The sequence below is a fragment of the Pseudomonas moorei genome, assembly GCF_042846945.1.
GTDB lineage: Bacteria > Pseudomonadota > Gammaproteobacteria > Pseudomonadales > Pseudomonadaceae > Aquipseudomonas > Aquipseudomonas moorei.
Map to the genome: position 1 here is coordinate 6,011,189 of NZ_AP035776.1, position 20,094 is coordinate 6,031,282.

The 20,094-nt window shown below is 59.2% G+C and carries 17 protein-coding genes and 4 tRNA genes; 8 read left to right on the top strand and 13 right to left on the bottom strand.

All coding sequences use genetic code 11. The annotated features are described in order from the left end of the window. Positions 1–31 precede the first annotated feature (31 nt). Entirely contained in the window at positions 32–685 is a 654-nt protein-coding gene (locus ACGJAX_RS27995; RefSeq protein WP_090324092.1) for an HAD family phosphatase, read from the top strand. Positions 686–789: 104 nt separating this feature from the next. On the opposite strand, the gene ACGJAX_RS28000 is transcribed toward ACGJAX_RS27995, so the two are convergent. Beyond that, positions 790–1,752, bottom strand: coding sequence for a zinc-binding dehydrogenase (locus ACGJAX_RS28000; RefSeq protein WP_390956888.1), 963 nt, complete (start codon positions 1,750–1,752; stop codon positions 790–792). A gap of 138 nt (positions 1,753–1,890) precedes the next feature. On the opposite strand from ACGJAX_RS28000, the gene ACGJAX_RS28005 reads away from it, so the two are divergent. After that, positions 1,891–3,972 carry a carboxy terminal-processing peptidase gene (locus ACGJAX_RS28005; protein WP_390956889.1) on the top strand — a complete coding sequence of 694 codons (2,082 nt, stop codon included), beginning with the start codon at positions 1,891–1,893 and terminating at the stop codon, positions 3,970–3,972. A 132-nt stretch (positions 3,973–4,104) separates the two neighbouring features. Then, positions 4,105–5,895 (top strand): EAL domain-containing protein, encoded by a 1,791-nt coding sequence (locus tag ACGJAX_RS28010; RefSeq protein ID WP_390956890.1) that lies wholly within the window; start codon positions 4,105–4,107, stop codon positions 5,893–5,895. A gap of 124 nt (positions 5,896–6,019) precedes the next feature. Here the strand turns inward: ACGJAX_RS28010 and ACGJAX_RS28015 are convergent, their stop codons facing one another. From ACGJAX_RS28015 to ACGJAX_RS28035, 5 genes are all read right to left on the bottom strand, one after another. Then, positions 6,020–6,427, bottom strand: coding sequence for a sel1 repeat family protein (locus ACGJAX_RS28015; RefSeq protein WP_390956891.1), 408 nt, complete (start codon positions 6,425–6,427; stop codon positions 6,020–6,022). Beyond that, positions 6,428–6,799, bottom strand: a complete 372-nt coding sequence (locus tag ACGJAX_RS28020; protein WP_003223109.1) for a hypothetical protein — start codon at positions 6,797–6,799, stop codon at positions 6,428–6,430. Further along, positions 6,796–7,137, bottom strand: a complete 342-nt coding sequence (locus ACGJAX_RS28025) for a helix-turn-helix domain-containing protein (protein WP_390956892.1) — start codon at positions 7,135–7,137, stop codon at positions 6,796–6,798. Before ACGJAX_RS28025 ends, ACGJAX_RS28020 begins: the two co-directional genes overlap by 4 nt. Positions 7,138–7,251: 114 nt before the next feature. After that, positions 7,252–7,707, bottom strand: a complete 456-nt coding sequence (locus tag ACGJAX_RS28030) for a YkvA family protein (RefSeq protein WP_247257529.1) — start codon at positions 7,705–7,707, stop codon at positions 7,252–7,254. Between the two features lie 292 nt (positions 7,708–7,999). Further along, positions 8,000–8,713 (bottom strand): FKBP-type peptidyl-prolyl cis-trans isomerase, encoded by a 714-nt coding sequence (locus tag ACGJAX_RS28035; protein ID WP_090324103.1) that lies wholly within the window; start codon positions 8,711–8,713, stop codon positions 8,000–8,002. A gap of 268 nt (positions 8,714–8,981) precedes the next feature. On the opposite strand from ACGJAX_RS28035, the gene ACGJAX_RS28040 reads away from it, so the two are divergent. Both ACGJAX_RS28040 and ACGJAX_RS28045 read left to right on the top strand, forming a co-directional pair. Continuing rightward, a complete protein-coding gene (locus ACGJAX_RS28040) occupies positions 8,982–10,784 on the top strand; it encodes a di-heme-cytochrome C peroxidase (protein ID WP_390956893.1) in 1,803 nt (600 codons plus the stop codon). 28 nt (positions 10,785–10,812) lie between these two features. Then, positions 10,813–11,949 (top strand): catalase family protein, encoded by a 1,137-nt coding sequence (locus tag ACGJAX_RS28045; RefSeq protein ID WP_390956894.1) that lies wholly within the window; start codon positions 10,813–10,815, stop codon positions 11,947–11,949. 220 nt (positions 11,950–12,169) lie between these two features. Here the strand turns inward: ACGJAX_RS28045 and ACGJAX_RS28050 are convergent. From ACGJAX_RS28050 to ACGJAX_RS28065, 4 genes are all read right to left on the bottom strand, one after another. Beyond that, positions 12,170–12,246, bottom strand: a tRNA-Asp gene (locus ACGJAX_RS28050). A 15-nt stretch (positions 12,247–12,261) separates the two neighbouring features. After that, positions 12,262–12,337, bottom strand: a tRNA-Val gene (locus ACGJAX_RS28055). A 199-nt stretch (positions 12,338–12,536) separates the two neighbouring features. Beyond that, a tRNA-Asp gene (locus tag ACGJAX_RS28060) sits at positions 12,537–12,613 on the bottom strand. Positions 12,614–12,632: 19 nt separating this feature from the next. Continuing rightward, positions 12,633–12,708 (bottom strand) — tRNA-Val (locus ACGJAX_RS28065). 160 nt (positions 12,709–12,868) lie between these two features. Between ACGJAX_RS28065 and rdgC the strand changes: the two genes are divergently transcribed. The 3 genes from rdgC to sugE all read left to right on the top strand — a co-directional run bounded on the left by rdgC (position 12,869) and on the right by sugE (position 15,325). Beyond that, positions 12,869–13,789 carry a recombination-associated protein RdgC gene (rdgC, locus tag ACGJAX_RS28070; protein WP_008060875.1) on the top strand — a complete coding sequence of 307 codons (921 nt, stop codon included), beginning with the start codon at positions 12,869–12,871 and terminating at the stop codon, positions 13,787–13,789. A gap of 136 nt (positions 13,790–13,925) precedes the next feature. Next, positions 13,926–14,891, top strand: a complete 966-nt coding sequence (locus tag ACGJAX_RS28075; RefSeq protein WP_390956895.1) for a bile acid:sodium symporter — start codon at positions 13,926–13,928, stop codon at positions 14,889–14,891. A 119-nt stretch (positions 14,892–15,010) separates the two neighbouring features. Beyond that, entirely contained in the window at positions 15,011–15,325 is a 315-nt protein-coding gene (gene sugE, locus ACGJAX_RS28080; protein ID WP_090324109.1) for a quaternary ammonium compound efflux SMR transporter SugE, read from the top strand. 123 nt (positions 15,326–15,448) lie between these two features. On the opposite strand, the gene ACGJAX_RS28085 is transcribed toward sugE, so the two are convergent. From ACGJAX_RS28085 to ACGJAX_RS28095, 3 genes are all read right to left on the bottom strand, one after another. Further along, complete coding sequence (locus tag ACGJAX_RS28085) at positions 15,449–17,323, bottom strand: MFS transporter (RefSeq protein ID WP_390956896.1); 1,875 nt, start codon at positions 17,321–17,323, stop codon at positions 15,449–15,451. A 94-nt stretch (positions 17,324–17,417) separates the two neighbouring features. Continuing rightward, a complete protein-coding gene (locus ACGJAX_RS28090; RefSeq protein ID WP_247257534.1) occupies positions 17,418–18,569 on the bottom strand; it encodes a TDT family transporter in 1,152 nt (383 codons plus the stop codon). A 181-nt stretch (positions 18,570–18,750) separates the two neighbouring features. Further along, positions 18,751–19,947 (bottom strand): MFS transporter, encoded by a 1,197-nt coding sequence (locus tag ACGJAX_RS28095; RefSeq protein ID WP_390956897.1) that lies wholly within the window; start codon positions 19,945–19,947, stop codon positions 18,751–18,753. Between the last annotated feature and the right edge of the window lie 147 nt (positions 19,948–20,094).

The following is a 20,094-nucleotide window of genomic DNA, read 5'->3' on the forward strand; positions in this document are numbered from 1 at the left end:
CCTTGTTGATGTTGAAGAGAGAACTGCACTGATGGCCCTGGCAATTTTTGATCTGGACGAAACCCTGATCCACGGCGATTGCGCCTCGCTGTGGAGCGAGCAAATGGCCCGTCTCAACTGGGTCGACGGCGAATCCTTCCTGCGCCGCGACAGGGAATTGATGGACGCCTACGGCCGGGGCCACCTGGCCATGGAAGACTACATGGCCTTCAGTCTCGAACCGTTGATCGGGCGCACGCCGGAAGAGATCGAGCACTTGGTCAGTCCATGGGTGGAGGAGATCATCGAACCGATCATCTTCAGCGGCGCCACCCGCGCCATTGCCGAGCACCGCAAGCTCGGCGATCGCATTCTGGTGATCTCCGCCTCGGGCACGCACCTGGTGCGACCGATTGCCGAACGCCTGGGCATCGACGAGATTCTCGGCATCGAGCTGGAAGTGGCTCACGGTGTCTACACCGGCCAAACCGTGGGCACTCTGACCTACCGCGAAGGCAAGATCACCCGGCTGCTGGAGTGGCTGGATGCGGAAGAGGAAAACCTGGAAGGGGCGAGTTTCTACTCCGACTCACGCAACGATTTGCCGTTGCTGTTGAAGGTGGATTTCCCGCATGTGGTCAATCCGGATCCGGTGCTCCTTGAGCACGCCGAGAAAGCGGGCTGGCCGATCCACCTCTGGAAATAACAACGATCCCCTGTGGGAGCGAGCTTGCTCGCGATTCGGGCGACGCGGTGAAGTTGTCAAACCGCGTCATCGTTCATCGCGGGCAAGCCACGCTCCCTCAGGATTCAGCTCAAGCTTTCGTCGATCACCAATACCACCTTCCCCGCCACCTTGTTGCTCGCCAGCTCCGCGAACGCCGCTTCGGCGTCCTTGATCGCAAAGGTCCTGGCCAATTGCGGGCTCAACCGCCCTTCGGCAAACAGCGGCCACACATGCTGGCTCAGATCACTGAAAAGATCGGCCTTGAACTGTTCGTCGCGGCTGCGCAGGGTCGACCCCAGCAACTGCACGCGCTTGGCCAGTACTTGAGCCAGGTCCAGCTTCGCCTCGCGGCCACCCATCAGGCCAATCAGCACCCAGCGTCCGTCCTGCGCCAGCAGCTTGAGGTTCAACGCCGAATAATTACCGCCCACCGGGTCGAGGATGACATTGAACGGTCCCAGGTCGCTCAAGCTCTCCAGGTCGGTGGTGCGCACCACGCCACCCTGGGCTCCGAGCGCTTCGCAATACGCCAGACGCTCGGCAGACCCCACGCTGACCCAGCACGGGTTACCAAACGCCTTGCACAACTGAATGGCAGCTGAACCAATTCCACTGGCGCCGGCGTGCAGCAGAACTTTTTCACCAGGCTTGAGCGCTGCGAGTTGAAACAAGTTCAACCAAACGGTCGCATACACTTCCGGCAACGCGGCGGCTTCGACCAATGACATTCCGTCGGGAACCGGCAACACATGCCGTCCGTCGACAACCACCTCTTCGGCCATCCCGCCCCCGGCCAGCAAGGCGCAGACCCGATCCCCCAATTGCCAGGACGAGCCCGGCCCGACCTCGCTGATCACCCCCGAACACTCTAGACCGAGCACCTGGCTGGCCCCCGGCGGCGGCGGATACAAACCTGCTTTCTGCAACAAATCGGCACGATTGAGACCTGCTGCCGCCACTCGGATGCGAACTTGGCCGACATCACATGCCGGACTTGGCTCTTCAACCCACTCCACTTGACCGTCAACGCCTTGCAATGCTTTCACAGTGCCTCCATAGTGAGTCTGGACTGAGCCCGAAGCTGTAGCGCCGGGCTTTTTGCATCATGCGACCGGCCCTTGTGGAACCGGCGACTTCAAAGACGGCCTAATATGCGTTATCAATTGTCCCCGCGTCGAATCAACATGAAGCGTTTGTTCCCCAGCACCGCCCTCGCCCTATTCATCGGTATCGGCCTGTTGCCGATGTCGAGCAGTTCTTTCGCAGCCAACAGCTGGGACAACCTTCAACCTGACCGTGACGAAGTCATCGCCAGTCTGAACGTCGTGGAGTTACTCAAGCGTCATCATTACAGCAAGCCGCCGCTCGATGACGCGCGCTCGGTGATCATCTACGACAGCTACCTCAAGCTGCTGGATCCGTCGCGCAGCTACTTCATGGCCAGCGACATCGCCGAATTCGACAAGTGGAAGACCCAGTTCGACGACTTCCTCAAAAGCGGCGACCTGAACGCCGGGTTTACCATCTACAAGCGCTATCTGGACCGCGTCAAATCGCGTCTGGACTTCGCCCTTGCAGAGTTGGGCAAGGGCGTCGACAAGATGGACTTCACCACCAAGGAAACCTTGCTGGTCGATCGCAAGGACGCCCCTTGGCTCAAATCCACCGCTGAACTCGACGACCTGTGGCGCAAGCGCGTCAAGGACGAAGTGTTGCGGCAGAAGATCGCCGGCAAGGACTCCAAACAGATCCAGGAAACCCTGACCAAGCGCTACAAGAACCAATTGGCGCGCCTGGACCAGACCCGTGCGGAAGACATCTTCCAGGCGTACATCAACACCTTCGCCATGTCCTACGACCCGCACACCAACTATCTGTCGCCGGATAACGCGGAAAACTTCGACATCAACATGAGCCTGTCCCTGGAGGGCATCGGCGCCGTGTTGCAGAGCGATAACGATCAAGTGAAAGTCGTGCGCCTGGTGCCGGCAGGTCCGGCGGACAAGACCAAGCAGGTCGCACCGGCCGACAAGATCATCGGTGTTGCCCAGGGCAACAAAGAAATGGTCGACGTGGTCGGCTGGCGCCTGGACGAAGTGGTCAAGCTGATCCGCGGCCCGAAAGGCACCGTGGTGCGCCTGGAAGTGATTCCGGCCAGCAATGCGCCGAACGACCAGACCAGCAAGATCGTGCCGATCACCCGAGAAGCGGTGAAGCTTGAAGATCAGGCGGTGAAAAAATCGGTCCTCAACCTGAAGCAGGATGGCAAGGACTACAAGCTCGGTGTCATCGAGATCCCGGCGTTCTACCTGGACTTCAAGGCATTCCGTGCCGGCGATCCGGATTACAAGAGCACCACCCGCGACGTCAAGAAACTGCTGACCGAGTTGCAGAAAGACAAGGTCGACGGCGTGGTCATCGACCTGCGCAACAACGGCGGCGGCTCCCTTCAGGAAGCCACTGAGCTGACCAGCCTGTTCATCGACAAAGGTCCGACCGTGCTGGTGCGCAACGCCGACGGACGAGTCGATGTGCTGGAAGATGAAAACCCGGGTGCGTTCTACAAGGGTCCGATGGCGTTGCTGGTCAACCGCCTGTCCGCCTCGGCCTCGGAGATTTTTGCCGGTGCCATGCAGGACTACCACCGCGCCTTGATCATCGGCGGCCAGACCTTCGGTAAAGGCACCGTGCAGACCATCCAGCCGCTGAACCATGGCGAACTGAAGCTGACCCTGGCCAAGTTCTACCGGGTTTCCGGCCAGAGCACCCAGCATCAGGGCGTGCTGCCGGACATCGATTACCCGTCGATCATCGACACCAAGGAAATCGGCGAGAGCGCCCTGCCGGAAGCCATGCCGTGGGACACCATCAAAGCGGCCATCAAGCCTGCGGTCGACCCGTTCAAACCGTATATCAGCCAGCTCAAATCCGAGCATGACGTGCGTACGGCCAAGGACGCGGAGTTCGTGTTCATTCGCGACAAGCTGGCCCTGGCGCAGAAACTGATGGCAGAAAAAACCGTCAGCCTCAATGAAGCCGACCGTCGTGCGCAACACGCCGATATCGAAGCCAAGCAACTGGCCATGGAGAACATTCGTCGCAAGGCCAAGGGCGAAGAGCCACTCAAAGAGCTGAAGAAAGAAGACGAAGACGCCATCGCGGCCGAGCCGGACAAGACCAAGCCAGAAGACGACGCCTACCTGAGCGAAACCGGGCGCATTCTGCTGGACTACCTCAAGCTCAATACCGCGGTAGCCAAGCACTAAGATGATGGCAATTTAATGCTGACGCTCCCCGGAGCGTCATCAAACAGTCATCATTCTGTCGTGAAATAGAGGACTGGGCGTGCTCTCTTACCAAGAGCACGCCCGGTCCTTTTTTTATCGCCAGAGATCGCCATGACCACGACAGAACAGCTGAGTGCGTTGAGTTCAATCCTGACTCAAGGCGGTTTGCACAGCCTGTTCCAACCGATCATTTGTCTTTCTGAACGACGGATTCTCGGCTACGAAGCCCTCAGTCGCGGCCCCTCCAACAGCCCGCTGCACTCCCCTATTGCGTTGTTTGCCGTCGCCCGCCAGGCCGGGCGCTTGAGCGAACTCGAAATCGCTTGCCGTGAAAGCGCCTGTCGACGCTTCAATGAACAGCAACTGCCCGGCAAGCTGTTCCTCAACGTGTCCCCGGAATCCCTGCTCGAAGCCGCGCACCAACCCGGCCGCACCCTGCAACTGCTGGAGGATTTCGGCATCCCGCCGAGCCAGGTGGTGATCGAACTCACCGAGCAGACACCAACCGACGACTTCCAGTTGTTGCAAACCGCCCTGCATCACTATCGGGCAATGGGGTTTTCCATTGCCCTGGATGACTTGGGGGCAGGCTATTCAAGTTTGCGTCTGTGGTCCGAGTTGCGACCGGACTATGTGAAGATCGACCGGCACTTTATCGATGGCATACACCAGGATGCCCTCAAGCGCGAATTCGTCGGCTCGATCCTGCAGATTGCCAAGGCATCGCGGGCACAGGTGATCGCCGAAGGCATCGAATTGCCGGAAGAACTCGCGGTGCTGACTGAAATGGGGGTCGATCTGATCCAGGGCTATTTGCTCTGCCGACCGCAAGAACATCCGCCCCGGGATGCCCGCTCCCTGATGCCGCGTCAGGACAATGCCGTTGTGGTGCTCAATGATGAAGGCAGCGACCTCAGCGCCCTGCTCAACGAGCAACCGGCAGTAGCGCGTGACACGCCGACTGCCACGGTACTGGAAGCCTTCCGCCGCCAGGCCAATCTGAATTCGCTGGCGGTGCTGGATGAGCACGGCCAGCCGTGTGGCATCGTCCACCGGCATTCGCTTTCCGATGCCCTGCTCAAGCCGTTTGCCACCGACCTGTTCGCCCGCAAACCCATCAGCCGCTTGATGAACGATGACTTCCTGGCCGTCGAAATGAGTCAGTCGCTGCAGCAGGTCAGTCGCCTGATCACCAGTCGCGCCCGCCAACGTATCGAAGAAGACTTCATCATCACCCTCAACGGCAGCTATCTGGGCCTGGGCCGGGTCATCGATGTGCTCAAGCTGATTACCGAACTGAAGATCCAGCAAGCGCGCTACGCCAATCCCCTGACCCTGCTGCCAGGCAACGTGCCGATCCAGCAATGCCTGACGCGGCTGCTGCAACAGCAACGGGAATCGGTGATCTGCTACGTCGACATCGACAGCTTCAAACCCTTCAACGACATCTATGGCTACGGCCGTGGTGATGAAGTCCTGCTCTGCCTGGCGCAATGTCTGAACGACCGCGTCGACCCATCCCGCGACTTCGTCGGCCATATCGGCGGCGATGATTTCCTCCTGGTGCTCGGCCCGGAAGACTGGCGCAAACGTTTGAACCAGTTACTGGATGACTTCCAGAGCCAGTGCCGACGCTTCTACCGCAGCGAACACCTCGAAGCCGGCTGTTTCATCGCGCCCAATCGCCAGGGCGTGCGCCAGGAGTTTCCCTTGCTGTCCCTCTCCATCGGCGTGGTGCATTTGCATCCACAGGCCTGCGATCAACTCGACGCCAGTCAATTGGCCGAGATGGCGTCCCAGGCCAAACACCATGCGAAGAATGTGCAGGGATACAGCGTGCATGTGATCGATAGTCTGGCGGCGCCGGAGAAAGAGGATGTGCTGCTGGCCGGGCATCGATGAATGGCCTGAGGCCATCGCGTCCCACAGGGTAATGCTGAGTCACACGAATTGTGCGTCTTCAACAGATCCATTGTGGGAGCGAGCCTGCTCGCGATGGCACCCGCCGGAACAACACCATTCTGGGCTATAGCCCATCATCTCGAGCCGCCAGCTCTTTTAGCTTGAGCTCGGCCAACGGATGCCCGGCCTTCGCTGCAATGCTCCAGAAGCGTGCCGCTTCAGTCGGATCCGGCGCCTTGCTCGGCGTTCCGGCGAGGCTGATCACTCCGACCTGATAGGCCGCTTTGCCATCGCCGGCCAATGCCGCCAGGCGCAGCAGGCGAAGGCCCTCTTCGCGAGCGCCCAGACCGACACCGCGAAAGGTCAGGATGTGGCCATAGAAGCTCTGAGCGTCGACATCGCCCAGGTTAGCCATACGGGCGAACTGGCCTTCAAGCCAGCTCCAGCCACGCGGCTGTCGCACGAACCATTGCCAGTGAAAAAGCCTGCGTGCCAGCCAGTAACTGACCTGCGCCTTGAGTCGAAAAAACACTCAGGCCTCCGCCGACTCGGGGTACTCGTACTCAAATACGCGCACCACTTCCGAGGCGTGCCAGGATGCGGCGGCGACGCCATCGGATGGCCCGGAGAATCGCCCGAGGCGCTCGACACATTCAAAGAAGCCGGTGCGTGGCAGACGGCTGGCGCCCTGGCTGATCACCAGCGAACTGCGCAGCGGCTGTTCAGCCTTGGCGTCCAGCGCCGCCAGATGCTCAAGCGCGGCAGTCAAGGTTTGCATGGCGGGCGTGGGAAGCTGTAAACGCTCCAGCAGTGCCCGATAAGTCAGTAGATGACGCTGACGGCGAGCCTGATCCAGCTCGCCCAGCAACCCGTCCCAATGTTGACGACTGATGCGTACGCTCACGATTCATCCCTCCACCCTGGCACCGTCAATTCCCAGGCCAGGCTTCGGCGAATGGCAGCGTCGGGCAGACGTTCACCACTTTCGATCATGGCCAGATAAGACGGGCTGATGCCTACCGTGCAGGCGAGCGCCTCGATGGCGATGCCCTTCCCTTCGCGCAAACTGCGTAGTTGATCAAGACCTGGAAGAATCGGGTCCTGGGGTGTCGCAAGCGGCGCTGCGGCCGGACGCGACGGTGCTTCGTTGATGCCTGCTGCTTTCAGTAGAGCCTGATACTGAGCCCATGGCAGAACCGCATATTCGGGCTCGCCTTCGCGTGTAATTATCTGAATATCCATGACTACCCCGTAGGACAAAAACACTTAGCGAGTCGGCACTTTTCCCTAGAAGTGTAATCCTAACAGCGGCTAAGGTCGCGGGGGGCATCTATCTGCGGGCAAGATGGGAACCGATCAGGGTTTTTTCGGTCCCTGAAGCTGGAGTTGCTCAAGGGTATCGGGCAGGCGCTCGACCACTGCGAGCTTCTCAGGCATCTGGCGTTGGCGCCAGACGCGAAACGCGTTGAGTTCGTCATCGAAGACTTTCATCAACCAGGCCAGGACCGCAATGTCGTCCAGCATGCCGAATACCGGAATGAAATCCGGAATCGCATCCACCGGACTGAGGAAATACATCAGGCCCGCCACGACCGAGACCAGCGCTTTGGGGCTGATGGCCCGATACTCACCGCGCCAGTAGGCCAGGCAAAGTGCCTGCAACAGGCGCAGATCATCCTTGAACTTGCCCAGGCGATTGCCTTGGCTGGCACCTTTGCTGGCCACTGCAAACAACAGCGTTGGCAAACGTCCACGAGCGAGCAGTCGTCCAGCCAGAGGCAGGAAACGAGCAAAATTCCAGGGCGCTTTCATCATTCCTCCCATGTAAATGTTATCCACACAAATTGTGGATAACCTTGTGAACAGAGCGACTTTTAAAGGCTGAAAGCCCCGCTGCACAAGGGCCGAACTCAGATCGGGCGTTTTTTGCCCATCTAAAAAAACCCAAGATTTCATTGACTTGGCGCTCTGGCGCGGTTAGCACCACACCTACAATGGCTATGACTCCAGCCTGCAGCATCTGTTCGCTTTGTTTACCCGCACCAGACACCAGATGCAACAACGCCCCGCAAAAGCGAGGCGTTGTTCTAAGAGCAGACGCTGATTACTTGGCAGCGTCTTCTTTTGCCGGATCCTTGATCGCCAGCAGCTCCAGGTCGAACACCAGCACCGAGTTGGCCGGGATCGCCGGGCTTGGGCTTTGCGCGCCGTAAGCCAGTTCGCTAGGAATGTACAACTTGTACTTCTCGCCTACGTGCATCAGTTGCAGGCCTTCGACCCAACCCGGAATCACACCGCTAACCGGCAAATCAATCGGACTGCCGCGCTCGACGGAGCTGTCGAAAACGGTGCCATTGGTCAGCTTGCCGGTGTAGTGGACGGTCACTACATCAGTCGGCTTTGGCTGAGCGCCATCGGCTTTCTTGATCACTTCGTACTGCAAGCCCGAAGCGGTGGTCACTACGCCAGCTTTCTTGGCGTTTTCTTCGAGGAACTTCTTGCCAGCGGCTGCCGACTCTTCGCTCATCTTGGCCATACGCTCTTCGGCACGCTTTTGCAGCGCGGCGAAGGCTTCAACCAGCTCTTCATCTTTCAGTTTCTGTTCTTTCTTGCCGACGGCATCTTCGATGCCCTGGGCTACGGCTTTGGAGTCCAGGTCATCCATGCCTTCCTGAGCCAGACTTTTGCCCATGTTCAGGCCAATTCCGTAGGAAGCTTTTTGCGCCGGGGTTTTCAGCTCTACGCTGGTCTGCGAGTCGCAACCCGCAAGTACCAGGCTAACCAGGGCCACCGCCGCCGCCAACCGATGCTGTTTCATGCTATTTCCTTGTTCATGCGCCTAAAGGGCAATCGAGTAAAGCCGCGAGCTTATCAGGCGGCCACGACCAATGGCTACCGGCATGAGAGCCGGAAATTTCGGATAAGTTCAGGTGTTTAAACGCTTTTCGCAGTGTAGATGATGAAACATCTGTCATCCGACTCATACCGAGACAGATCCCGTATCCCACAATGTCTGGCGTAATGGCCACTTGCCGCTGATCTGAGGCTAAGGCATAACGGAACATTAATCGACACGGATGTTCATCTTGCGCCTCTTATTCCGCTTGCTCATGGCGATCGCAATCCTGCTGGGAGTGGCTCTGGCCGTGGTTCTGTACTACGTTGCCAACCCTGAGCTACCGCTCTGGTCACCCGCACAACAGGTGCATTATCTCGACCAATGGGACGATGCCGACCGCCAGACATACTACTTCACGCCTCAGGGTACGCAGGTCAAGGGCCTGCACTACGACTGGTTCACGGCCCTTGAATTGCCCTTTTCGCAACAACGACTCGCCTCCCCTGAGTACCTCGCACGCTTCGGCTTTCTGATCGACCCCAGCCAGAAACCCACCCCGAACAACCCTGGAAATCTTCCGGTGGGCTTTGCCCGGCACCAAAATCCCGGGAGTGCGGATACGTTTCTGGATATTACCTGTGCCGCCTGCCATACCGGAGAACTGCGTTTCAACGGTCAAGCTGTGCGCATCGATGGCGGTTCGGCACAGCATGTGTTGCCCTCCAGCGTTCCTACACTGCGAGGTGGCAGTTTCGGACAAGCCTTGGTAGCGAGCCTGGCCGCAACTTATTACAACCCCTGGAAATTCGAACGTTTCGCACGCCAGGTACTGGCCGGGGATTACGACTCCCGGCGCCAGCAACTGCGCAACGAAATCAAGGCTTCGCTCGATACCTTTCTGAAAGTGGCCTGGAACGATACCCATCGCGGGCTCTATCCGACTGAGGAAGGGCCCGGGCGTACCGATGCCTTCGGTCGTATCGCCAACGCCAGCTTCGGCGATGCCATTTCTCCCGACAATTATCGCGTGGCCAATGCCCCGGTGGACTACCCGCAGTTGTGGGACATGTGGACCTTCGACTGGGTGCAGTGGAACGGCTCGGCGCAGCAGCCCATGGCGCGCAATATCGGTGAAGCCCTGGGTGTCGGCGCCACACTGAATTTCTTCGACCGCGATGGTCAGCCCTTCAAGGGCGACGATCGTTACCCCTCCAGCGTCCGGGTGCGCGATCTCCATCTGATCGAAGAAACCCTGCAACGGCTCGCTCCGCCTGCCTGGCCCGAAGAACTGCTGGGGCCCATCGACAAATCCTTGGCGGCAAAGGGTCGCGCACTGTTCAGCGAAAACTGCGCAGGCTGTCACGTACCGCGGACGACCCAAGGCGAAGGACGATACGTCCAACACCTGAAAATGCTCCCCGTGGAATACATCGGCACCGACCCCGGCGCGGCCAACAACATCGCCGATCACCGCTACGACTTGACGGCACTGCAATGGAATCCGGCGGAGCTCGGTCAACTGGATGTCGAACCCAAACCCACGCACCCCCTTGATCTGAGCCAGATGTCCGTGGCCAAAGGGCTGGCCTATGTCACGGCGTTTGTGGCGAACCGGGCCTATCGCGAGGCGGGCATCACACCCGCCGCACGGCCTGAAATGGACGGGTTCGGCTTGCCGATCGGTGTCCGCGAGTTACGCGCCTACAAGGCCCGGCCGTTGGCGGGCGTGTGGGCGACACCGCCGTTCCTGCACAACGGCTCGGTGCCAAGCCTTTATCAATTGCTCTCGCCTCAGGATGAACGCTCAACCACCTTCTACAAAGGCACGTTCGAGTACGACCCGAAGCACCTGGGCTATCGCACCGAAGCCTTTACCAATGCCTTTCTGTTCGACACGCGCATCACCGGCAACCTCAACAGCGGTCACGAGTTCCGTGCCGGCAAACTGGGCAACGGCGTGATCGGACGTCTGCTGCAACCACAGGAGCGCTGGGCGCTGCTGGAGTATCTGAAGGTGTTGGGCGGCCCGCTGGAGTCGCAATTGCCATGACCCTCGCCCATTACAAAAGGAATCCCCCATGCTCATGACCCTCTGGCTGCGCCTGGCCGCTTTTCTCGGCAAGACTCTGCTCTGGCTATTGGGTCTTGGGTTGCTTGCCTGGGCCTTGGCCTCGGCGTGGTTCGCCTGGCAACACGGCGGTCCGGTATCGGCGCAAGAGCAGATTCCGGACGGTGAAGCAGCGATGACTCAGGACATCATTCAGACGGCCGTGCGCATCGTCGACCAACACCGTGAAAGCACCCGCTATCTGCGCGACGCCCATGCCAAGGCCCACGGTTGCGTGCAGGCTGAAGTCCAGGTGCTGCCGGACCTGGCGAGCGATTTGCGTCAGGGTGTGTTCAACGAGCCTGGCAAAACCTGGCAAGCGACGATGCGCCTGTCCAACGGCAATGCCTATCCACAGTTCGACAGCATGCGCGATGCCCGGGGCATGGCGATCAAGCTACTCGACGTGCCGGGCAAACAACTGCTGAGCGATCAAACGCAGCGAAGCGAACAAGACTTCGTGATGTTCAGCCACCCGAACTTTTTCGTCAGTAATGTCGCCGAGTATCGTCAGAACGTTGCCGCGCAGGCAGATGGCAAAAAAGTCATGGCCTTTTTTCCGGGCTGGGATCCGCGCACCTGGCAGGTTCGTCACCTGTTCATTGCATTGGCGACCTTGTCACCCGCGACGCCCAGTCCGACCCAGACCACCTACTTTTCAGTTTCGCCCTACAAATTCGGTGAAGCCAACGCCAAGTTTCGTGTGATGCCCGACCCGCAAAGCTGCCCGCCCTACAACTTGCCGGCGCAAAACCGGAAATTGCCGAACTTCCTGCGCAATGCGCTGAATCAGCAGCTGTCGACTGATCGGGTACCTGCGTGTTTCGTCTTGCAGATCCAGCGCCAGGACGCCAACAAGTACATGCCGATCGAAGACACCAGCATAGAGTGGAGCGAGAACGATGCGCCCTTCCAGACCGTGGCACGAATCAAGGTGCCCGCCCAGGACTTCGATACGCCTGCGCTGAACCTGCAATGCGATAACCTGTCGTTCAACCCGTGGTTTGGACTCGAGGCTCATCGCCCTATCGGCGGCATCAACCGGTTGCGCAAAGCCGTTTACGAAGCCGTCAGCGATTACCGACACGCCCGCAACGCCGAACAGTAGGAGCGAGCCAGCTCGCGAAAAAAACCGAGAACACCACGGAGGGGCGGATTTGCAGCGCTATCCTTGACGACCATCGTCGGAACGGCGCCCGGAGCACGTTCGCTCTTACCATGGAAGGACCGACTCGCTGCAGGAATAGCCAAATTCCAGACAGCAAAAAGCCCGCATTGAGCGGGCTTTCTGTGGTGACCTGGCGTTCAGTGTTCCAGGTTACCGAATATGGCGCAGCGGACGGGACTCGAACCCGCGACCCCCGGCGTGACAGGCCGGTATTCTAACCGACTGAACTACCGCTGCGCGTAGCGTTGAAAGTGGTGGGTGATGACGGGATCGAACCGCCGACATTCTGCTTGTAAGGCAGACGCTCTCCCAGCTGAGCTAATCACCCTTTACCTTCGTTGCGGGAAACATTATGCCACAGGTTTTTATAAAGTGTTGATTTAATTGAAGTTTTTTTCAAAAAAATCTAAAAACCGGTGAAACGATGCAACCCGCAGGAACAACATACAAACTTGGGGCAGAAAAAAGCCCGCTTCAGCGGGCTTTTCCGTGGTGACCTGGCGTTCAGTGTTCCAGGTTACCGAATATGGCGCAGCGGACGGGACTCGAACCCGCGACCCCCGGCGTGACAGGCCGGTATTCTAACCGACTGAACTACCGCTGCGCGTAACACTGAATGCGAATGGTGGGTGATGACGGGATCGAACCGCCGACATTCTGCTTGTAAGGCAGACGCTCTCCCAGCTGAGCTAATCACCCTTCACGTTCGGTGTGGCGCGCATTCTACGGAGCGACCCCACCTCTGGCAAGCACTTTTTTAATTAATTTTTTCATGCCTTCCAAAGGCTTAGAGAAGGGTTGGCCTATGGCACCGCGAAGTCAATAATGCCCCCCTTTGTATAAAGGAGAGACTCACCCCATGTGGTTCAAGAACCTGCTTATCTATCGCCTGACCCAAGATCTGCCTGTTGATGCCGAGGCGTTGGAAACTGCACTGGCCACCAAACTGGCGCGTCCATGTGCAAGCCAGGAGTTGACCACCTACGGTTTCGTCGCGCCGTTCGGCAAGGGCGAAGATGCACCGCTGGTGCACGTCAGTGGTGACTTCCTGCTGATCAGCGCCCGCAAGGAAGAACGCATTCTGCCTGGCAGCGTCGTGCGTGACGCAGTCAAGGAAAAGGTCGAAGAGATCGAAGCCGAGCAAATGCGCAAGGTCTATAAGAAAGAACGCGATCAGATCAAGGATGAAATCATTCAGGCGTTCCTGCCGCGCGCCTTCATCCGTCGCTCGTCGACCTTCGCCGCCATCGCGCCGAAGCAAGGCCTGATCCTGGTGAACTCGGCCAGCCCGAAACGCGCCGAGGACCTGCTGTCCACCTTGCGTGAAGTGATCGGTACTCTGCCGGTTCGCCCGTTGACGGTAAAAATGTCTCCGACCGCGACCATGACCGAGTGGGTCACCACCCAGAAAGCCGCGGACGATTTCTTTGTGCTGGACGAGTGCGAACTGCGCGACACCCACGAAGACGGCGGCATCGTGCGTTGCAAGCGTCAGGACCTGACCAGCGAAGAAATCCAGCTGCACTTGAGCACCGGCAAGGTGGTCACTCAGTTGTCGCTGGCCTGGCAGGACAAACTGTCCTTCGTCCTCGACGACAAGATGGTGGTCAAGCGCCTGAAGTTCGAGGATCTGCTGCAAGACCAGGCGGAACAGGACGGTGGCGACGAAGCCCTCGGCCAACTGGATGCCAGCTTTACCCTGATGATGCTCACCTTTGGCGACTTCCTGCCGGCGCTGGTCGAGGCATTGGGCGGAGAAGAGACTCCGCAGGGGATCTGAAGCCTTGTGATCTCTAATGCAGGAGCAAGCTTGCATGCGATGAAGTGTCAGTCCCCCTTTTTGTCTGACACTCCATCGCGAGCAGGCTCGCTCCTACAGGGGTCTTGTGCTGCTACTTAATAAAAAGGATCAGGCCATGCGCGCACTGGCTGCTTTAAGTCGTTTTGTCGGCAACACCTTCGCTTACTGGGTACTGATTTTCGCCATCGTGGCGTTTCTGCAACCGACGTGGTTCATCGGCCTCAAGGGCGCCATCGTGCCGCTGCTGGGGCTGGTGATGTTCGGCATGGGCCTGACCCTCAAGCTCGAAGACTTCGCCGAAGTGGCTCGCCATCCATGGCGCGTGGCCCTGGGCGTGGTTGCACATTTCGTGATCATGCCCGGTGTGGCGTGGTTGCTCTGCCAGGCGTTTCACCTGCCGCCCGAAATCGCTGTCGGCGTGATCCTCGTCGGCTGCTGCCCAAGCGGTACCTCGTCGAACGTGATGACCTGGCTGGCACGCGGCGATCTGGCGCTGTCGGTGGCCATTGCCGCCGTCACCACCCTCCTCGCCCCGCTGCTGACTCCGGCCCTGATCTGGTTGCTGGCCTCGGCCTGGTTGCCGGTGTCCTTCATGGAGCTGTTCTGGTCGATCCTGCAAGTGGTGCTGCTGCCGATCGTGCTCGGCGTCGTAGCACAGCGCCTGCTTGGCAATCGGGTTCGTCACGCGGTCGAGGTGCTGCCACTGGTGTCGGTGGTCAGCATCGTGATCATTGTCACGGCGGTGGTGGCCGCCAGCCAGGCGAAGATTGCCGAGTCCGGCCTGTTGATCATGGCCGTGGTCATGTTGCACAACAGCTTCGGCTACCTGCTGGGCTACTTCACCGGGCGTTTGTTCAAACTGCCCTTGGCTCAGCGCAAATCCCTGGCGCTGGAGGTCGGCATGCAGAACTCGGGATTGGGCGCGGCCCTGGCCAGCGCGCACTTCTCGCCTCTGGCGGCGGTGCCCAGTGCGCTGTTCAGCGTCTGGCACAATATTTCCGGGGCGTTGCTCTCGACGTATTTCCGTCGCATGAGCGAGAAGCAGGACCGGGAAATGGCGGCTCGCCAAGCCGCCGATTAATCCGCAAACTTGATCCCCGGGTTAATGCTGGGCACTATATTGCGCAACGCGAGGACGACCTCGCGGCTCAATCGAGTCATTAATCTGGGGACGACCCCGTCAATCGATGGAGGTCTTCGATGTCCTGGATCATTCTGTTTTTCGCCGGCCTGTTCGAAGTCGGCTGGGCTGTCGGCCTGAAATACACCGACGGCTTCAGTCGCCCTCTCCCCACCGCACTGACCGTTGCAGCCATGGGCGTCAGCCTTGGCTTGTTGGGCCTTGCCATGAAGGAACTGCCGCTGGGCACGGCCTATGCAATCTGGACCGGTGTCGGTGCCGTCGGCACGGTGATCGCCGGGATCATTCTGTTTGGCGAGTCCATGGCGCTGGTGAGGCTGGCCAGTGTGGCGTTGATCATCACCGGACTGGTTGGGCTCAAGGTCAGCGCATAAGTCTCTGACGCCATTGCGGGAAAGCCTGCTCCCACAGGGTTTGTTTTGTGCCAAACATAGCAGGCACATCACCAATCCTTGTGGGAGCGGGCCTGCCTGCGATGAGGCACGCACGAACAACTTTTATCTAACGGCCCCGCGCAACTCCCCGACCAACGCCTGCAATCTGGCCGGCTCAGCCACTTCGACCGCCACCGCAGGCCCGGCCACCAATGTCACCCGCGACCACAATCGGCGAAACAACCCTTTATTCGGATCGCGACTGAAGAAACTTCCCCACAACCCTTGCAGCGCCAATGGAATCACTGGCACCGGCGTCTCTTCGAGAATCCGCTTAACCCCGCCCTTGAACTCGTTGATCTCGCCATCGGCGGTCAATTTGCCTTCGGGGAAGATGCATACCAGCTCACCATCCTTCAGATACTGCGCAATGCGCGTGAAGGCCTTTTCGTAGATCTGGATGTCTTCCTGGCGCCCCGCTATCGGAATCGTCCCGGCCGTGCGAAAGATAAAATTCAATACCGGCAGGTTGTAGATTTTGTAATACATCACGAAGCGAATCGGCCGACGCACCGCACCGCCAATCAGCAGGGCATCGACGAACGACACGTGGTTGCATACCAGCAGCGCCGCGCCTTCGTCGGGTATCAAATCCAGGTTGCGATGCTCCACACGGTACATCGAATGGCTGAGCAGCCAGATCATGAAACGCATGGTGAATTCGGGGACGATTTTGAAGATGTAGGCATTGACGCCGATGTTCAGCAGCGACACCACCAGGAACAGTTGCGGGATCGACAGTTTGACCATGCTCAGCAGGATGATCGAGACAATCGCCGACACCACCATGAACAGCGCATTGAGAATGTTGTTGGCGGCAATGACCCGCGCCCGCTCGTTTTCGGCGGTGCGCGACTGGATCAGTGCGTACAGCGGGACGATGTAGAAACCGCCGAAAACACCCAGGCCGAGGATGTCGATCAAGACCAGCCAAGTGTGGCCAAAGCCGAGAATCTCGACCCAGCCATGGCCTTCGACGCTGTCCGGAATCCCGCCGGAATGCCACCACAGCAACAAGCCGAATACGGTCAACCCGAAAGAACCGAATGGCACCAGGCCGATTTCGACTTTGCGTCCGGACAATTTCTCACACAGCATCGAGCCCAGTGCGATACCCACCGAGAACACCGTCAGAATCAAGGTCACCACGGTCTCGTCGCCGTGCATCCATTCCTTGGCATAGGCCGGGATTTGCGTCAGATAGATCGCCCCGACAAACCAGAACCACGAGTTGCCGACAATCGAGCGCGACACCGCCGGGGTTTGCCCCAGGCCGAGTTTCAAGGTGGCCCAGGACTGACTGAAAATGTTCCAGTTCAGGCGCATCTGCGGCGACGCCGCCGCGGCCCGTGGAATGCCGCGGCTGGCCAGGTAGCCCAGCACGGCAATCCCGACGATGGCCGTGGAAACGATGGGCGCATAGTGACTGGACGACATCATGATTCCGGCACCGATGGTCCCGGCCAGGATCGCCAGGAAAGTGCCCATTTCCACCAGACCGTTGCCACCCACCAGTTCATCTTCATGCAGCGCCTGGGGCAGGATCGAGTATTTCACTGGTCCGAACAGCGCCGAATGCGTACCCATGGCAAATAGTGCTACCAGCATCAGCGACAAATGATCGAACAGGAAACCCACCGCGCCGATCGCCATGATGACGATTTCGCCGAGCTTGATCAGGCGGATCAGCGCGTCCTTGGCGAACTTCTCGCCGAACTGCCCGGCCAGGGCCGAAAACAGAAAGAACGGCAGGATGAACAACAGCGCACACAGGTTGACCCAGATCGAACGATCACCGTCGATGGTCAGCTTGTACAGGATGGCGAGGATCAACGACTGCTTGAAGACGTTATCGTTGAATGCCCCGAGGGACTGTGTCACGAAAAAAGGCAGGAAACGTCGGGTGCGCAGCAAGGTGAACTGTGAGGGGTGACTCATCTTCCGTGTCCCTGATTCAGGTGTGAGTGGCGTGGATACATTTATTGGAATGTCGCACGGCGATCCAGGCCACACATTACCTAATCTTTGCCGGTTATTTCTTCAATCCGGCAATGCACGGCGAGACAAACAGTTCACCGCGCCAGGCACCCTGCACGGTGCGTTTGGCGACGATCAGCCACATCACGGCCAGCAAACTCACCAGCACACAACCGAATACACTGAAAAACGTCAGGTGCAAGGTGCTGGCCAGTTTCAGCGTTGCCAGGGAATAGACGCCCAACGGAAAGGTGAAGCCCCACCAGCCGAGATTGAAGGGAATGCCGCCGCGCAGATAACGCAGAGTGATCAGCACGGCCATCAGCATCCACCACAGGCCAAAGCCCCACAGCGTGATCCCGGCGACCAGCCCCAGCCCGGCAGCGATTTCACCGATACCCGGCAGCCCATTGGCGGCGAAGATGGCCGGCGCATCGGCACCCAACAGCAACATGCCCAGTGCCCCGGTACCAATCGGCCCGAGCGCAAGCCAACTCGAAGCGGCCATGTTTTCGTGAGGCAGTTTATGCAGCGCCATGCGCAGCAACAGAATCGTCAGAATGCTGAACGCCACGGGCAGGGAAAAAGCCCAAAGCACGTAGCTGGTCACCAGCACCACCAATTGCGAGTGAGCATCGACCAGGTGTGGCGCCAGCAGGCCACCACTGGCGGCCGCCACTTCCGCCGCCACCACCGGCAACAGCCAAACCGCGGTCATCTGGTCGATGCTGTGTTCCTGGCGGGTGAACATCATGTAGGGAATCAGTACGCCGCACGCCAGCGACATCGCCACATCCAGCCACCACAACACTTCGGCCACCTGAATCACGCCTTCGCCAAAGCGCGGCAGGCCGAACACCAGAAAACCGTTGATGATGGTCGCCAGGCCCATGGGGATCGTGCCGAAAAACATCGAAACCGTGGAGTGACCAAAAATCCGCCGGGCCTCATTGAAAAACAGCACCCACCGCGCCGCGTACAGGGCGGTGAACAACACGAACAGAAAGATGTTAAACAGCCAGAGCGCTTCGGCGATAGCGCGCAAACCGGGAGTGACGACGGGCAATTGTGCCAGCGCCAACGCCAGCACTCCGGTGCCCATGGTGGCGGCAAACCAGTTCGGAGTGAACTGGCGAATGACTTCGCGGGGGTGCTGCAGGTGGCTGAACGGCTTGATACCGGGCTTGATCGTGTTGGGGCATGTCATGTCTGAACTCCTGTCCTCAAGTGAGGTGGAATCCATCATAGATCCGGATCGAATATCTATATAACGGGTAATTTCTCTAAGAGTTATCTATTTTACAGATAAGCAATCAGGCATTGCCTTCCGCCTGGATCACCATAATTCGAGCCGCCCTCAGTGAACTGGCGGCTCGGGTGCGTTTTTTTCACGACTGCCCGGTAGCGCTGCAAACCCCGGAAGAGCGACGAAGACGGTGCGCCAGCCAAGCCCCCAGGGCCAGGAGGATCAGCACGACACCATAACCATCGGTGGTCATCACCAGCCCAAAGGTGCGCGCCAGGTTACCGGCCAGCAGTGACGGCAGGCAAAAGGCCAGGTAACTGAGCACGTAGTACGCCGACATCAAACCGGCGCGCTCATGGGGCAAGGCCAACGGTACTACGCTGCGCAAAGCCCCAAGAAAACCGGCACCAAAACCACAACCGGCGACCAGCGTGCCAAGGAAAAACAGCGGCAGACTGGCGTCATGCGCACCCAGGAGAATCAGGGCAACGCCCGTCGCCAGGCAACCGGCCCCCAACTGTAGCGCGTTGCCGGCAGGCCGATTGCGCAGGATGAAAATCATCGAGGCACCGGTCAACGTCAGCACGGCGACGGTCGCGCCGCCAATCAGGTTCGAGGTTGACCCCGTCGCCGTGCGTACCAACGAAGGCGCCAGAGACGCGTAAAACCCACCGAGCGCCCAGGTTGCGGTATTGAGCGGCAGTACCCGCCACAAGGTCGAACGCGCCTGAACCGGCACATGCAGGGTGGGTCGCAATGAAGCCCACGCTCCCGGCTGGCGCGAGACACTTTCCGGCAAACGCCAGACGTACACCCCCTGCATCACGAACAACACGAGCAGTAGCCAATAGGTCAAGTGCAACGGAGCCGGGGCAAATTCAGCCAGCAAACCGCACCCCATCCCACCCAGCGCCATGCCGATCAAGGGTGCGACGCTGTTGATCAGCGCCCCCTGCTGGCGGTCGGTATCGAGCAGCGTAGCGCTCAATACCGCCGTCGCCATGCCGGTGGCAAAGCCTTGCAGCACCCGTGCACTGATCAGCCAGGCGACGCTGTCAGCCTGGATAAACAGCAGCATCGCGACAATGTTCAGCAGCACCGCCGTGAAAATCACCGGCTTGCGTCCAAGGTGATCCGACAGCGAGCCGACCGTCAGTAGCGCGACCAGCAGGCTGAGGGCGTACACCGCGAAAATCAGCGTCAGAATGGCGGCCGAAAACCGCAGCTGTTCCTGGTACAGGTGATACAACGGCGTGGGTGCCGTGGAGGCGGCGAGAAAACTGAGCAAGGTGATGGCCAGAAACCACAGACTTGCGCGGTTTGAATGGGTATTGGACATGGGCACACTCCGCAAAAGCTAATTTTTTGCTTTTGCGGAGTGTGCTACCGCCTGGCGCTTAAAGCAAATTCTTTGTGTTAAGGTCCGATACAGCATTTTCAGGATCGAGGCGATTGCTGGCTGGCAGGCTTCGACGCGAGACAGGAA